The organism is Castellaniella sp., assembly GCF_034674885.1.
Classification (GTDB): Bacteria; Pseudomonadota; Gammaproteobacteria; order Burkholderiales; family Burkholderiaceae_B; genus Castellaniella.
The window spans coordinates 33,616-48,585 of record NZ_JAUCDS010000015.1 but is presented as its reverse complement, the minus strand read 5'-3'; the positions used below and the strand labels follow the sequence as shown (position 1 = coordinate 48,585).

Sequence of the window (14,970 nt, the reverse complement as noted above, 5' to 3'; positions counted from 1 at the left end):
CGGGCCGGTTCAACAGCCTGGTAGCATGCGCTCTGGCGCGGAAAGGATGGCTGGGGAAGAAGGATTCGAACCTTCGCATGCCGGAATCAAAATCCGGTGCCTTAACCAGCTTGGCGATTCCCCAACTGTTCAATCCATGACCCAATCCCGCAGTGGATGATCATCCAGCCCCTGGCAAATCCAGCTGCCTTCGATGACCACATTGGGCAGGTCACGTATTTTACTGATTATCCGATCCTGCTGCACCCGGGCATCCCGGATGTCGGCGAATCCGGCAAACAGACATGAGCCCGATCCGGTCATGCGCGCATCCAACCCCGCCCCGCGCATCGATCCCAGCATATGGGCAATCATCGGGTGGTTTCGGCAGACGACAGGTTCCAGGTCGTTGCGGCCAAATAGGCCGCTGCTGTGTTCTGTTTGCCAATCAGCAAAGACCGAGATTTTTACCGATTCCGAATCTCTTGTCAAATCAGGATCCCGGAATACATCCGCTGTGGGGACGTGGACCCCCGGTCTCAGAATCCAGTACGCCTGGGGCGGCAAAGCTACAGCAGCCAGATCTTCGCCCACGCCTTGGGCGAACGCGGACTGGCCGAAGATGAACACCGGCACGTCCGCCCCCAGGGGCAGGGCCAGGCGCAGGAGTCGATTTCGCGTCAGGCCGGTTTCCCAAAGACGGTTCAGGGCGATCAGCGTGGTGGCCGCATCGCTGGATCCGCCACCCAGGCCGCCACCGGCCGGGATGTGCTTGCGGTAGGCAATGCGGGCGCCATAGTGCGTGCCCGTGGCCTGCTGCAACTGGCGTGCCGCCCGCAGGACCAGGTCCTGATCCGCAGGCAGGCCCGGCAATCCGTCGCCCGCGCGTTCGATGCGGCCATCGGCAGTGCGTTCGAAATCCAGCCGATCGGCCAGGTCGATGAAACGAAAGACGGTCTGCAGTTGATGGTAGCCATCCGGCCGGCGGCCGAGCACGTGCAGGAACAGATTCAGCTTGGCGGGCGCAGGAACGTCGTACAGCGCGGTCACGGTCGCCCCCCCCATCCGGCAGCGGACCCCAGCGGCATCAGGATCGGTCCATGATCAGCTGCAGACGCCACTGCCCCTGATCGTCCTGGCGCGACAGGCGTACCCGCAGCGGCCCCTGGTCGTCATAGTCGGACAGGCGCACGTCCCAGCCTTCCTGCTGGAAGGCTGCCAGACGGCCTTGCTCGTCCTGCCGGGCACCGCCGACGGCCTGACCGGGCGCAGCCTGCCCGCGAATCCAGTAGCGCAGGCCCGCCACGGGCATGGGATGCCCCCACACCTGCGTCAGCAAGGCATCGGGCGACGGCGCGGATTCCCGGCTGCCATCGGCCCTTTCCAGGACGGCGGCATCAGGTTCCACGCGGATCCGCGCCAGCACGCTGCCCAGCGGATTGCTGAGATCCAGCCGCAACGAGCGCCCGTCGTCCCGCCAGGAGAAGCCCCCTTGAGCGGCATAGGGCGGCTGCGCCAGGGGTTGCAGATTCACGGCAAAGCGGCCAACACGTTCGAACGCCGGCCCCTGTCCGCCGATACGGGCGGGTGCGGCACAGGCGGCCAGCACCAGCGCCAGGCCCACCCCCGCCAACAAGCGGCCGATGCGCAGCAGCGTCACGGCAGCGTCACGCCCAGGCGTCGCAAGGTGGCCTGCAGCGCCTCGTTGTCGGGATCCGCCTTCCGGCCTTCGGTCCAGATGCGCCTGGCTTCGTCTCGGCGTTTCAACATCCAGAGCGTCTCGCCCAGGTGGGCCGCGACGTCGGCTGCCGGCAACTGGTCATAGGACCGGCGCAGGTATTCCAGCGCGCCCTGATAGTCCTTGGTGCGGAACAGATACCAGCCCACGCTGTCCAGGATATAGGCGTTGTCGGGATCGAGATCCAGAGCGCGTTCCAGCAGATCGCGGGCTTCGGGCAGGTTGCGGTTGTCCTCGACGTAGGTATAGCCCAGCGAGTTGTAGGCGTTGGCGTTGTCCGGGTCCAGCGCGATCACGCGACGCATCAGGGCTTCGAATTCGGCCGTCTTGCCCTGCTGATGCAGCAGCATGCCCAGTTCGTACTTGATTTCCGGGGTATCGGGCATGTCCAGATCCGCCGCCTTCAGGATCTCGACGGCCTGGTCCGTACGGCCGGCATCGCGGTAGATGGACGCCAGAGTCAGGCGGACGACCGTGCGTTCGCGGCGATCGGCGGGCTTGATGGCATCCAGGGTGGCGCGCGCCTTGGCCAGGTCGCCCAATTTCCCGTACAGGACGGCTTCATGGGTCTGCGCCTGAAACCGCAGGTTGGGCTCGTCGATGCTGCGCAACTGCTGGATGGCTTCTTTCAGGTCGCCCCGACGTTCGGCGATCTGCACCAGCAGCAGACGGGCATCTGAGACGTCGGCCTGAGCGCTGGTGGCGCCGTCCACCGCCGCCCGCCGACGCTGCTGCTGGATGATGATGTACTCATTGAGCAGCGCCTTGGCCGCATCGTAGCGACCGGCGCGCGCATTGACCTCGGCCTCGGTATACAGAAGGTCGAAGTCTTCCGGCGTCTGCTGGCGCATGGAACCCAGCAGCTTCAGAGCTTCGTCGTACTGGCCCTGCCCCGTCAGGCGGCTGACCAGCAACAATTGCAGGGACCGCTGGTTCGGATGTTTCGCCAGATAGGCATAGGTATCGCCGATGGCCTGGCGGGGCTCGACCCGCAAACCGTATTCCAGGATCCGCTGCGCGGCGTCCGGCGAGTCCGGGTCCAGCCCCTGAGCCCGATAGGCCTCATCCACGGCGCGCCGGGGCTCGCCTGCCGCCCAGGACGCATCGGCCAGCGCCAGATGCGCCAGCGACGAGGTCTTGACCACGCCGGCCAGGGCCTTGTCCAGCACGTCCAGCGCCAGGCGCTTGTCGGTCATCTTGGATACGATGCCCACGGCCTGGACGATGGCTTGGTCCTTGTCATCGGCTGACTCGATCCGACGCGCCAGCGTACGGGCCAGGCCGTCGGTCTGCCCACTGGAGGCCGACAAGGCCAAGGAAGCCGCGACGGCCTCGGGATTATCCGGATCAAGCTGCGCCCATTCGCGGGCGGCCTGCAGGGCCAGTGCCAGATTGCGGCCAGACATGGCCATCTGGAAGGCCCGATGGCCCAGGCGGGGGTCCAGCGTATCCCGCGCCACGCCCAGCAATTCCTGTGCGGCATCGTCATACTGCCCCTGCTGGGCGGATAATTCAGCCACCAGAATGCGGTACAAGAGATCGGGCGTCAGGGTGACAGCCGGCGGTTCGCCCGGACGCAACTGAATGGTTTCAACCGAATCGGCCGGTGCGGGAACCGGCGGGGCAGCCCAAGCCGTCTCGTGCGCGGCGGCCAGCGCCAGCACCACGGGTAATACGGAGGCGGAGATTCTCATCGGCGGTAACCAGGGCCGCAACGCGAGAAATGCCCGCGTCTGGTGGCAAAATTGCTTCATCGAAAGAGGATGTTATCACCCCGCCATGCCTGAACTGCCAGAAGTCGAAACAACGCGTCGTGGAATTGCCACGATCATGCCCGGTCGTATCCTGCGGCAACTGATTGTGCATGAACCCCGCCTGCGCTGGCCCATTCCACCGGACCTGCCGGCCCTGCTCAACAACACCCAGGTGCTGGCCTGCGAGCGGCGGGGAAAATACCTGCTGATCCGGTTCGATCACGGCACCCAGATCGTGCACCTGGGCATGTCCGGTTCCCTGCGACGGGTGCCGATGGACGAGCCCCTGCGCAAGCACGACCATGTGGAATGGGTGTTCGACGATGCCCGTTTTCTCTTGCACGATCCGCGTCGATTCGGGGCCGTGCTCTGGCATCCGGCCCAGTCCGGCGACATCGGCGATCACCCGCTGCTGGCAAGTCTGGGCAGCGAGCCCTTCGGGCCCGACTTCACACCCGACGCCCTCTACGCAGGGGTGCATGGGCGCCGCCAATCCATCAAGCAGCTGCTGCTGGGCGGGCGCATCGTCGTCGGGGTCGGCAATATCTATGCCTCGGAATCCCTGTACCAGGCCGGCATCGACCCTCGCGCACCGGGCGACCGCCTATCGCGGCCGCGCTGCGCGCGCCTGCATGCCGCCATCTTGCAGACCCTGAGCCAGGCACTGGAATCGGGCGGCAGCACGCTGCGTGACTATGTCAATGCCCAGGGCACGCCAGGGGCGTACTTCACGCTGCACGCAGCCGTCTATGAACGCGACGGCCAACCCTGCCCGCGCTGCGCCAGCCCCATCCGCCGTATCGTGCAGGGACAACGGGCTACGTATTTCTGCCCGCAGTGTCAGAAACGGTAAGATCCGGCCCGCCGATGCATATCCTGCGGGCCGGCACATCCATCAGTCGCGCGCGGCGACGATGATGACTTCGAATTTCAGATTCGGGCCGGCCAGGCGGGCCTCGCCGGTGGCGCGAGCCGGGGGATTGGCCGGGTCGATCCAGGCTTCCCAGACCGGGTTCATGGCGTCGAAATCAGCCATGTCGCGCAGCCAGATCGTGGCCTGCAGGATCTTCGATTTGTCGCTGCCGGCCTTTGCCAGCAGCTCATCGACTTTCGCCAGGGCCGAACGCGCCTGGGCCTGGACGTCGTCGCCCGTTCCGGTCTGGCCGGCCAGATACACGGTATTGCCATGCACGACAGCGCCGCTCATGCGCTTGCCGGGTTCGATGCGTTGAATCGTCATGTCGGAGAACTCCGAGAAGGTTGAAAACGGCGCCATGATACCCGACGCCGGGCGGCAGGCGCCCGGACGCGCAAGGGTCAGTTCAGGACCTTGCCGGGATTCATGATGCCATGGGGATCCAGGGCGGCCTTGATGCGATGCATCAGGGCCATCTCGACCGGGTCCTTGAACTGCGGCAGGACGTCGCGCTTCAGTTGCCCCACCCCGTGTTCGGCGCTGATCGACCCGCCCACGGCATGCACCCGCTGATGCACCAGGGCATACACATCATCCTGGCGCGCCAGCAGTTGGCCTTCTGCCCAATCGGCGCCGCGCGCCACGTTATAGTGCAGGTTGCCGTCGCCCAGATGCCCGAAGATCACGTGCCGGATACCCGGGAACGCCGCCTGCAGGGCCGCATTGGTGCCCAGGACGAATTCCGACATGCGCGACACCGGGATCGAGACATCGTGCTTGATGCTCTTGCCGGATTCCTTTTCAGCCAACGGGATGCTTTCGCGCAGATGCCACAGCGCGTGGCTCTGCGCCATGGATTCCGCAACCACCGCATCCTGTACGCAGCCGGCCTCGATGGCCTCGCCGATGACGACCTCGAACCGTTCGCGGGCGTGGGCCTCGGATTCGCTGTCGGACAGTTCCAGCAAGGCGAACCAGGGCAACTCGGCCGAGGCGCCCTCGAAGGGCAGGCGCTGCTGCGGAAAGCAGCGCACGACATCCTGCAGGCAGTTGCCCGCCATCAACTCGAACCCGGTCAGGGACGCCCCCAGCCCGGACCGGGCCCGGCCCAGCATGACGATGGCCGATTCGATGGAATCCAGCGCCAGCAGCGCGGTGCAGCGAGCCACGGGCAGCGGGTGCAGTTTCAGCGTGGCCGCCGTGATCACCCCCAGGGTGCCCTCGCTGCCGATGTACAGATCACGCAGGTCGTAGCCGGTGTTGTCCTTGCGCAGGCCGCGCAGGCCGTGCCAGATGTCCCCCTGCGCCGTGACGACTTCCAGGCCCAGTGTCAGTTCGCGCATATTGCCGTAGCGCAGCACCTGCGTGCCCCCGGCATTGGTTGCCAGGTTGCCACCGATGGTGCAGCTGCCTTCGGCCGCCAGACTGAGCGGAAACAGGCGGCCCGCCTCGCGCGCGGCCTGCTGCACTGACTGCAGTATGCAGCCGGCCTCGACGTCCATGGTGTCGTTGTCCGTATCGATGCCGCGAATCCGGTTCAGTCGCTGCAGGGACAGGATCACCGCACTGCCCGACTCATCGGGCGTGGCCCCGCCGCACAAACCGGTATTGCCCCCCTGGGGGATCACCGGCATCCCGGCCCGCGCGCAATAGCGCATGACGGCCGCGACTTCTGCCGTGCTGCCCGGACGCACCACGGCCAGGGAGCGGCCCTGGTAGCGTTCGCGCCAATCAATCTCGTAAGACCGGGCGTCGTCCCCGGTCAAGACATGCGATGCACCGACCACCGCCCGCAAAGCATCCAGATGATCCATGAACTGACAATCCCGTATGCGCCAAGAGGCCCCCATTGTAATCGGCGATAATGAGCGGTGCCGCTGCCGCTGAGCGCCCGACGAGGTTTTCGGGACCGGCCCGCCGCAGCCCACTCCATCCTTCGCCCGAGACCCAACGTGTCCACATCCTTTCCCGCTTCCGTCTTCAAAGCCTACGACATCCGGGGCACCGTCCCAGATCAGCTCAACGACGTGTTCGCCTACACCCTGGGCCTGGCGCTGGCCGCCCAGGCTCGCCTGGAAAACATCCGCAGCCTGGTCGTCGGTCACGACGGTCGACTCAGCAGCCCCGGCCTGTCGTCCGCGCTGCAGGCAGGCCTGCACGCGGGCGGCATCGACACCGTGGACCTGGGGCTGGTGCACACCCCGCTGGTGTATTTCGCCGCCCACCTGGATGGCAGCGGATCAGGCGTAGCCATCACCGGCAGCCACAACCCGCCTGACTACAACGGCTTCAAACTGATGATGGGCGGGCGCACCCTGCACGGTGCAGGCATCCAGGCGTTGCGCACCCGCATGGCCGACATCCAGGCGCCGCAGGGCATCCCCCCGGGCCGAGCGCAATCCCATGACCTGGTCGACACCTATGTGCAGCGCATCGCCGATCACGTCCAGCTGGCCCGCCCTCTGCACATTGCCATCGACTGCGGCAACGGCGTGGGCGCCGTGGCCGCCAGCCGCCTGTTCCGCGCCCTGGGCTGCACGGTGGACGAGCTCTTCTGCACGGTGGACGGAAACTTCCCCAATCACCACCCGGATCCGGCCGACCCCCACAATCTGCAGGACCTGATCGACCATCTGCAGCGCACTGGCTGCGACGTGGGGCTGGCGTTCGACGGCGATGCCGACCGCCTGGGCGTCGTGACGAAATCAGGCCAGATCATCTGGCCCGACCGCCAGATGATCCTGTTCGCCCGCGACATCCTGCAGCGCGAACCAGGCGCAGGCATCATTTTCGACGTGAAGTGCAGCCGTCACCTGGGGCAAGCCATCCGCGACGCGGGCGGCGTGCCGCTGATGTCGCAGACCGGCCATTCCCTGATCAAGGCCCGCCTGGCCGAAACCGGCGCCCCGCTGGCCGGCGAAATGAGCGGTCACATCTTCTTCAAGGAACGCTGGTTCGGCTTCGACGACGGGCTCTACGCTGGCGCGCGCCTGCTGGAAATCCTGTCGCGCAGCGACAACCCCAGCCAATTGCTGGAATCCCTGCCCCAGGGAATTTCCACCCCCGAACTGAAGCTGCCCATGGCCGAAGGCGAACCGCACGCGTTCGTGCACCGCCTGCAGACCGAAGGTCATTTTCCCTCGGCCCAGGACCGCATCACCATCGACGGCATCCGCGCCGAATACGCCGACGGCTTCGGCCTGGCGCGCGCATCCAACACGACCCCCGTGGTGGTGCTGCGCTTCGAAGGCGATACGCCCGAAGCCCTGGCGCGGATCCAGGCGGAATTCCGCGACGCGATCCACACCCTGCTGCCGGGGCGGGAACTGCCGTTCTGAAGCGTCGGCTTCAATCCGGCCGGCCGGCCTCGGACGCGGGGACGGCCGTATCGTGCACAACGATCCGCTGGATGCGCCCCATCATGAATTCTTTCATGGCGACGTGCGCCGGGCTTGTCTGATAGGCATCATGGGCGCCCGCGCTGGTGAAAAGCGCGCTGGTGGCGTGCGTGTACCCCTGTGACCGGTCCGCCGTGTTTTCACCGTAGTGGTACAGCACGATGCCCTCGCACTCGCGCCTGACCCGATCCGCATGATCCTTCACCTGTTGGTGGAACCGCGCATCGACACGATCATCGAACTGCATCATCACGACGTGCAGGAACAGATCCGACTGACTCATAAACCGCCTCTCCTCGTTTCACAGAATGCCGGACGGCCGGCGCCTGGCAGGCAGCCGCGCGCGACCCCGCTTGCCTACATCCGGGCCAGCAGCCCGCCGTCGATGGCCAGCACATGGCCATTCACAAAGCTCCCCGCGCGCGACGCGAGATACAGCACCGCAGGGGCGATGTCCTCGGGCGTCGCCCAGCGCTTGAGCGGCACCGAATGCTCCAAGAAAGTATTGAACTGCTCTTTTTCCTGCAGAGCGGCGGTGAACTGCGTCCGCACGAAACCGGGGGCCAGTGCATTGCAGCAGACGCCCTTTTCCCCATATTCGACCGCAACCGCGCGCGTCATGGCCGCCAGGGCCCCCTTGGCGGAAGCGTATGCCGATATGCCCGGCATGCTTGCCATGGACGCCACAGAGGCCATCAGCACGATGCGGCCCTCGCCCTGGGCGACCATCCGGGGCAGAACCGCCTGCACGCAATTGAATGCGCCGTCGACGTGCACCTTGAACAACGATCGCCAGGCTTCGGGCGCCTGCTCGATCAGCGGCATCCGGTTCTGGTTGCCCGCATTGCTGACCAGCACGTCGACCCCCCATCCGGCCGACTCCAGGCCCAGGACAGCCTGGCGCACCTGCTCGTGATCGGAGACGTCGAAGGGCGCCGGGCGGGCCTCGATGCCCTGAGCCGCCAGTTCCCCCACGGCCGCCTCGCAGCGTTCCAGCGACAGATCGTTGACGATCACCCGGGCCCCGGCCTTGCCGAGCGCCACGGCCATCGCATAACCCAGGCCCGAGCCCGAACCGGTGATCAGCGCGGTCCGGCCCTCCAGGCCGAACATGTCCTTCAGATATTCAGTATTCATGTCCACTCCGCAAATCGAATCCATCCACGCCCCGCGACCTTCCAATGCAGCCTCGGGAACGGGTAAAAACACAGGTCTCAGCGCAAGGCCCGCACGCCGGCGCACACATTCATGCTCTGTCCGGTGATGCTGCGGCCGGCGGGCGAAGCCAGAAACAGCGCGGTATCGGCGATGTGCGTCATCGGCACCATGCGGTTCAGCGACACGTGTTCGAGAACCTCCGCCCGCAACGCGTCTTCCGTGATGCCCTGCAGGAGCGCCTTTGAGGCCAGCACCTCGGTGACGCGACGGCTCTCCACGATGCCCGGCAGTACCGCATTGACCGTGATGTCATGAGGCCCGAGTTCGATGGCCAGACTTTGCGTCATTCCGATCACGGCCCACTTCGACGCCGCGTAGGGAGTCCGGAACGGATAGCCCAGGCGTCCCGCGACCGAACTGATGTTGATGATGGCCGCGCGCCCCGACTGCTTGAGCGCGGGAATCGCACGGCGCGTGCACAGGAAATGGCCCCGCACGTTGACGGACATCGTGCGGTCCCAGTCCTCTTCGGACAGATCTTCCATCGCGCCGGTCGGACCCGCCACCCCGGCATTGTTGACGAGCACATCCAGGCCGCCCAGGGCGCCCAATGCCTTGTCGAACCAGCGATCGACCGCCCCGGCATCGGATACGTCCGCCAAGTGCGTGCCCAGTCCGCCCGTACCGTCCCCCGCCTGGCGCAAGGCATCGTCCGACACATCGCAGACCTCGACGCGAGCGCCGGCCGCCAGGAAGGCCCGGGCGATCGTCAGGCCGATGCCCGACGCGCCGGCGGAGACCATGACTCGGCAGCCCTGCAACTCATTCATATCCATCGTGCTTTCTCCATTGACCAAGCCTGCGTTTCACGCCGGCGCTATCCCATGATCCATCGATAGGGGGCCAGCACCAGCTGGGGGAAGAGGACCAGCAGCAGCAAAGCCACGCATTGCGCCACCAAAAACGGCCATACCCCCACGATGACTTCGATCATCCGAGCCTTGGTCACGCCGGCCACCACATTGAGCACGGCGCCCACGGGCGGCGTGATCAGTCCGATGGAGCAGGCCAGCATGAACACGATGCCGAAATACACGGGATCGATACCCGCCGCCACCACGGCCGGCAACAGGACGGGGATCAGGATCAGCACGATCGGAATCATGTCCATCGCCGTCCCGACCACCAGGACCAGGCCGACGATCACCAGCATGAGCAAGGTGGGGGAATCCTTGACGGGTTCCACCAGCGCCATCACCTGATGAGGCAGGCCGGCGATCGTGATCATCCATCCCGACACGAGCGCGGCGGCGACCAGGAACATCACCATCGCGCTCATCTTGGCGGATTCCAGAAAGACTTCGTACAGCTGACTCAGCCGCAGTTCGCGATAGATGCACGTCGCCACGAACAGGGCATAGACGGCCGCCACCACGCCGGCCTCGGTCGGCGTGAACACGCCGAAGCGCAGCCCGACGATGATGATCACGGGCAGCAGCAGCGCCCAGAAGCTCTTGATCACCAGGGACAGCACTTCCCGGGCGGGAACCTTGGGCAGCGGCGCCACCTTTTCCCGGCGCGACACCAGAAACCAGGTCACGCACAGGCACAGGGCCATCAGAATCCCCGGCACGATCCCCGCCATGAACAGGCCCGTGATGGAAATGTTTCCGGTGACCCCGATCAGGATCAGGCCGATGGAGGGCGGAATGACCAGAGCGATGATCCCCGAAGAGGCCACCAGCCCGCCCGACCGCCCCCTGGAATTTCCCGCCTTCATCATCATCGGCACCAGCAAGGCCGACAATGCGGCGGCATCGGCCGCTGCGGAACCGGAAAGACTGGCCAGGATGCTGGCCGCCAGGATGGTGACATACCCCAGGCCACCGCGAATGTGTCCAACGAGCGCCAGCGCCAGATTCACGATCCGTTGCGATAGCCCGCCCGCATTCATCACGGCGCCGGCGAGCATGAAGAACGGAACGGCCATCAGGGGAAAGCTGTCGGCGCCATTCAACAGATTCTGGGCGACGATCTGCGCGTCGAAGAAATCCAGCTGGTACATCAGCGCCACGCCCGTCAGAATCAGGGCATAGGCGACCGGCAGCCCGATGGCAAGCCCGACGAACAGGACAACAATGAACAATGCGAGCGTCATCAATCGGCTCCGGAGGAAGTGTTGGTCGCTATGGATTCCAGATCGGCCGCAGGCGTGCGGATCAGCACGTACAACTGATACAGCAGGATGCCTCCCGTCGAGATGGCGAAGACGACGCCCACGCCGAAGAACCAGGCTTGCGACAGGCCCGAGGCCGGCGCGGTCGCCTCATAGTTCAGGCGCGTCTGTTCGATGCTGCCCATCAATACCAGCCACGTCGCATAGAGCATCAACAAGGAAGCAAGCGTCAGGCAGCATTTACGGACTTTCGGCGGCATGATCTGCACCACCACGTCCACCCCGAGGTGGGACCGTTCATGCAGCACCAGAATCGCGCCCAGGAACGTCAGCCAGACGAAACACCAGCGCGCCAGTTCCTCCGACACGGGCAGCCCCGTATTGAACACATAGCGCATCACCACATTGGCGAACACCATCACGACCATCGCCGCCAGACACAGGACGATGACGACTTTCAGCAGGGAAAAATAGGTTTTGATCAGCTTTGTCATGGCTGATGCTCCCGATTGAAAAGGCGCGTCCGGTCGGTTCCGGACTGCTTGCCGCCGACGGACGCGCCCCAGGCTCGACGCCCGTGTTTATTGCTTGTTCCGGACTTTCTGGATCGTGGCCAGAGTCTCGTCGACCAGGTCCGCGCCCAATTCGGCCTTATACTTCTCCGCCACGGAAGCGGTCGCTTCGACCATCCGGGCTTTTTCCGCCGGCTCGATCTGGTTGAACTCCATGCCGGCGGCCTCCAGTTCCTTGACGACATCCTTTTCCATCTGGCGGCTGACCTGACGGAAATACGTCACGGATTCCGCGCAGGAGTCCCGCAGGACAGTCTGCTCATCGGGGCTCAGGCGATCCCAGAATCGCTTGCTGGCCAGCACGACCGCGGGCAGGAAGACGTGCTGGGTTTCGGTCAGGTACTTCTGGATTTCCTGGTATCCGCTGCTTTTGGTGACCAGGAAGGAGCTTTCCTGCCCATCGATCGCCTTGCTTTCCAGGGCCGTATAGGTTTCCGGATACGGCAGCGGCAGCGGATTGGCCCCCAGCGCCTTGAACGTATCGATATAAATGCGGTTTTGCAGGACCCGCAGTTTCAGGCCGTCGAAGTCCTCGATCTTGCGAATCGGGTGCTTGCTGTTGGAGACCTGGCGGAACCCATAATCCCAGTAGCACAGCCCCACCAAGTTCTTGCTGGAAAACTTGTCCAGCAGGCGCTTCCCGACGGGACCGTCCACCACGGCATCGGCTTCTTCAACCGAATGGAACAGGAACGGCAAGTCGAAGATCCCGAGTTCCTTGACGTTGCTGGCCGCCCCAGCGGTGGAGGCGACCGTCAGTTCGACAATGCCCCCCTGCGCGGAGGACATGGACTGTATTTCATTGCCCAGCTGGGCGTCCGGATAGCCGGTGATCTTGAACTTGCCGCCCGTCTTTTCGCTGGCGACGTCAATGAATTTCTGGGCGGCCAGGCCCACGGGATTGGTCGCGCTGACGGCGTAGCTGAACTTCATGCTGCGGTCTTTGACCTCGGCCGAGGCCTGTCCGGCCACGGAGGCCAGCATGGCGGCGGCCACGCCCGCCACGACGGTTTTCATCTTGAACGACATAGAGTGTCTCCTACTCTTCGATTTTTAGAGAAAACTGCGGCCGGCCCGGGAAGTCCGGGCCGGCCCGCAGGCTGTTCACTTCAATTCCTGTCCGGCCAGGGCGCCTTCGAGGAATCTGTTCGGCTTGAGAAAGAACGAAAGCACCAGCGCCCCGTCCGGAGAGCGCGCGATGTGCCGATTGCCCTTCGGGCGCCAGACATAGTTGCCGGCGCGGACTTCCCCTTCGTCATCGACGATGCTGCCGCTCAGCACATAGGTCTGTTCGATTTCGACGTGCTCGTGCAGCGGCAGCGCGGTTCCCGGCTGCCAGCGAAACAAGGCCGTCATCAGACCGGTTTCGGGAATGTCCAGAAGGATCTTCATATCGATGCCGGGCGTGGGCGTCGGCTTCCAGGGCAGCGTGTCGACATCCACGTATCGGGATGCCAGTTCTCCCGTGGCGAAAGGTGCAAGGTTTTCGGGCAAAGTCATCATGTCTCCTGTCATGGGGACGGCAGCGCGATCCGCCGCCGTCATTCCGATACGATGTTGGTCAAGGTGCCGATGTGCTGCACGGTGGCGGACACGACATCCCCCACCTGCAGGCAGGCCGGCGGGGTCCTGGCGAAGCCGACGCCCTTGGGCGTGCCCGTGGCGATCACATCGCCCGGCTCCAGGGTCATCCCGGCCGACAGCTGCTCGATGATGGCTTCGACGGTGAAGATCATCGAAGCGGTGTTGTCCGACTGCCGCAATTCGCCGTTCACGGTCAGCGACACGTCGAGGCCATTGGGGTTGGCGATGGCCGATCGGTGGACCACGACGGGCCCCATGGGACAGCTGGTGTCCAGGCCCTTGCCCTTGAACCACTGCCCATGGCGCAGTTGCAGGTCCCGGGCGGTCACGTCATTGACGATGGTGTAGCCGAACACGTGGTCCAGCGCCTCGGCGCGCGAAATGTTCCGCCCCCGGCGGCCGATGACGATGGCGAATTCCGCCTCGTAATCCAGGCTGTCCGTCAGGCCGGCCTGGCGCTGCACGAAATCCCCGTGGCCGATGACCGCAGTTGGCGGTTTGGTGAAGAATTCGATCGCCTTCGGGAACTGGTCCGCAGGCCGGCCGCGCGCCAGATTGCCTTCGATGATGTGATCCCGATAATTGCGGCCGACGCAGAACACGTTCTTTTTCATGCGGATGGGCGCCAGGACCCGGATCTGATCCAGGCTGCGCGCGTCCCGGGCGGCGTCGCCGCGGGAGGCCAGGCATGCCTTGATGGCTTCCAGGGCGGGCTCGCCCAGTTCGATCAGCTCGCTCACGTCCGTGGGGACGGCCGGCAAGCCATGCTCCGGGAAGCCGCGCAGCAAGGCGGTCAGGTCCACGACGTTTCCGCTTTCTTCGAGCAGCCCCAATAGCCGCTCCCGCCCCTCTGTAAAACTCAAGAATTTCATTTAAAAATCATCCATGGAAAAGCAAAACGTTCTTTCAGGAATCCTGCTGCAGATCCGCGCTGCGACGGTATTCCTGGAACGCGTCGAAAAGCGCGTGGACATGAGCCCTGGCCAGACGATCCGCCTGATCGGCATCCCGCTGGGCGATGGCATCGATCATGGCCAGATGCTCGCGCAGTGAATCCGCGCCGCGATGCAGGCGCTTGATGGTCTGCCGCCGGAACGTGGTCTGCCGGTGTCCAAAGGCGGCCCACACCTGTTCCAGCAGGCGGTTGTTCGCCAAAGCAACGATTTCTTCGTGGAACGTCACATTCGCCTGCGCATAGGCACCCGCGTCCCGGTCATCCACACTGCTCGTCAGAAAAGGTTCGAACAGCGCCCGCAGCCGTTCCACGTCCCGCTGCGACGCGTTCAGCGCCGCCTCGCGCGCCGCGAACCCTTCCAGCACTTCCCGCAGCTGGAGCCATTCCAGATACTCGCCATCCGTGACAGGCGACAGCAGCGCGCCCCTGCCCGGCCGCAGGCTGATCAGACCCGTGCTTTCAAGCCGGATCAGGGCCTCGCGGACCGGCGTCCGGCTGACGCCCAGCTGGGCCGCCAGCTCGTCCTCCCGGACGCGGATGGGCTCCGTCAGGCCCTGCATCATGTCGCCCAGAAGCGTCCTGACATCCTCGTAAACGGACTGTGAGGCCTTTCTTTTTTGTGTGCTGTCCATGGTTTTTGAATACGATTATCAGTTTTGTATACAAATTATAGTTTCGTATAAAATACATGGAACTAGGGAAAACACCGATTCAAGACCTACGGACACAAAAAAAGCCCG

General features: G+C 64.6%; 16 protein-coding genes and 1 tRNA gene. 2 read left to right on the top strand and 15 right to left on the bottom strand.

All coding sequences use genetic code 11. The features are described from left to right. Positions 1-47: 47 nt before the first annotated feature. The 4 genes from VDP74_RS09895 to VDP74_RS09880 all read right to left on the bottom strand — a co-directional run bounded on the left by VDP74_RS09895 (position 48) and on the right by VDP74_RS09880 (position 3,411). Positions 48-124 (bottom strand) — tRNA-Gln (locus VDP74_RS09895). A gap of 5 nt (positions 125-129) precedes the next feature. Then, positions 130-1,044 carry a 4-(cytidine 5'-diphospho)-2-C-methyl-D-erythritol kinase gene (gene ispE, locus VDP74_RS09890; RefSeq protein ID WP_416232967.1) on the bottom strand — a complete coding sequence of 305 codons (915 nt, stop codon included), beginning with the start codon at positions 1,042-1,044 and terminating at the stop codon, positions 130-132. A 22-nt stretch (positions 1,045-1,066) separates the two neighbouring features. Continuing rightward, positions 1,067-1,639 carry a lipoprotein insertase outer membrane protein LolB gene (gene lolB / locus VDP74_RS09885; RefSeq protein ID WP_322999458.1) on the bottom strand — a complete coding sequence of 191 codons (573 nt, stop codon included), beginning with the start codon at positions 1,637-1,639 and terminating at the stop codon, positions 1,067-1,069. Then, positions 1,636-3,411, bottom strand: a complete 1,776-nt coding sequence (locus VDP74_RS09880; protein WP_322999457.1) for a tetratricopeptide repeat protein — start codon at positions 3,409-3,411, stop codon at positions 1,636-1,638. The genes lolB and VDP74_RS09880 overlap by 4 nt, the downstream gene beginning before the upstream one ends. Before the next feature lie 85 nt (positions 3,412-3,496). Between VDP74_RS09880 and mutM the strand changes: the two genes are divergently transcribed. Further along, on the top strand, positions 3,497-4,324 hold the full coding sequence (gene mutM / locus VDP74_RS09875) for a bifunctional DNA-formamidopyrimidine glycosylase/DNA-(apurinic or apyrimidinic site) lyase (protein WP_322999456.1): 828 nt from the start codon (positions 3,497-3,499) through the stop codon (positions 4,322-4,324). A gap of 42 nt (positions 4,325-4,366) precedes the next feature. On the opposite strand, the gene VDP74_RS09870 is transcribed toward mutM, so the two are convergent. Together VDP74_RS09870 and VDP74_RS09865 are read right to left on the bottom strand one after the other, a co-directional pair. Next, the gene (locus VDP74_RS09870) at positions 4,367-4,711 is read right to left on the bottom strand and encodes a RidA family protein (RefSeq protein WP_322999455.1); all 345 of its coding nucleotides are present in this window, start codon (positions 4,709-4,711) and stop codon (positions 4,367-4,369) included. A 77-nt stretch (positions 4,712-4,788) separates the two neighbouring features. Further along, positions 4,789-6,201 carry an FAD-binding oxidoreductase gene (locus VDP74_RS09865; RefSeq protein WP_322999454.1) on the bottom strand — a complete coding sequence of 471 codons (1,413 nt, stop codon included), beginning with the start codon at positions 6,199-6,201 and terminating at the stop codon, positions 4,789-4,791. Between the two features lie 138 nt (positions 6,202-6,339). Here VDP74_RS09865 and VDP74_RS09860 point away from each other — a divergent pair, with 138 nt between their 5' ends. Then, a complete protein-coding gene (locus VDP74_RS09860; RefSeq protein ID WP_322999453.1) occupies positions 6,340-7,725 on the top strand; it encodes a phosphomannomutase/phosphoglucomutase in 1,386 nt (461 codons plus the stop codon). A gap of 10 nt (positions 7,726-7,735) precedes the next feature. Here the strand turns inward: VDP74_RS09860 and VDP74_RS09855 are convergent, their stop codons facing one another. The 9 genes from VDP74_RS09855 to VDP74_RS09815 form a co-directional block, all read right to left on the bottom strand. Then, complete coding sequence (locus VDP74_RS09855; protein ID WP_322999452.1) at positions 7,736-8,068, bottom strand: Dabb family protein; 333 nt, start codon at positions 8,066-8,068, stop codon at positions 7,736-7,738. A gap of 74 nt (positions 8,069-8,142) precedes the next feature. Next, complete coding sequence (locus tag VDP74_RS09850; RefSeq protein WP_322999451.1) at positions 8,143-8,922, bottom strand: SDR family NAD(P)-dependent oxidoreductase; 780 nt, start codon at positions 8,920-8,922, stop codon at positions 8,143-8,145. Between the two features lie 77 nt (positions 8,923-8,999). Next, the gene (locus tag VDP74_RS09845) at positions 9,000-9,773 is read right to left on the bottom strand and encodes an SDR family oxidoreductase (RefSeq protein WP_416232966.1); all 774 of its coding nucleotides are present in this window, start codon (positions 9,771-9,773) and stop codon (positions 9,000-9,002) included. A gap of 47 nt (positions 9,774-9,820) precedes the next feature. Continuing rightward, positions 9,821-11,101 carry a TRAP transporter large permease subunit gene (locus VDP74_RS09840; RefSeq protein ID WP_322999449.1) on the bottom strand — a complete coding sequence of 427 codons (1,281 nt, stop codon included), beginning with the start codon at positions 11,099-11,101 and terminating at the stop codon, positions 9,821-9,823. Beyond that, complete coding sequence (locus VDP74_RS09835; protein ID WP_322999448.1) at positions 11,101-11,613, bottom strand: TRAP transporter small permease; 513 nt, start codon at positions 11,611-11,613, stop codon at positions 11,101-11,103. Before VDP74_RS09835 ends, VDP74_RS09840 begins: the two co-directional genes overlap by 1 nt. A gap of 87 nt (positions 11,614-11,700) precedes the next feature. Further along, a complete protein-coding gene (locus tag VDP74_RS09830; protein WP_322999447.1) occupies positions 11,701-12,720 on the bottom strand; it encodes a TRAP transporter substrate-binding protein in 1,020 nt (339 codons plus the stop codon). A 75-nt stretch (positions 12,721-12,795) separates the two neighbouring features. Next, the gene (locus VDP74_RS09825; protein WP_322999485.1) at positions 12,796-13,191 is read right to left on the bottom strand and encodes a cupin domain-containing protein; all 396 of its coding nucleotides are present in this window, start codon (positions 13,189-13,191) and stop codon (positions 12,796-12,798) included. A 41-nt stretch (positions 13,192-13,232) separates the two neighbouring features. Then, complete coding sequence (locus VDP74_RS09820; protein WP_322999446.1) at positions 13,233-14,147, bottom strand: fumarylacetoacetate hydrolase family protein; 915 nt, start codon at positions 14,145-14,147, stop codon at positions 13,233-13,235. A gap of 34 nt (positions 14,148-14,181) precedes the next feature. Further along, the gene (locus VDP74_RS09815) at positions 14,182-14,862 is read right to left on the bottom strand and encodes a GntR family transcriptional regulator (RefSeq protein WP_322999445.1); all 681 of its coding nucleotides are present in this window, start codon (positions 14,860-14,862) and stop codon (positions 14,182-14,184) included. Positions 14,863-14,970 lie beyond the last annotated feature (108 nt).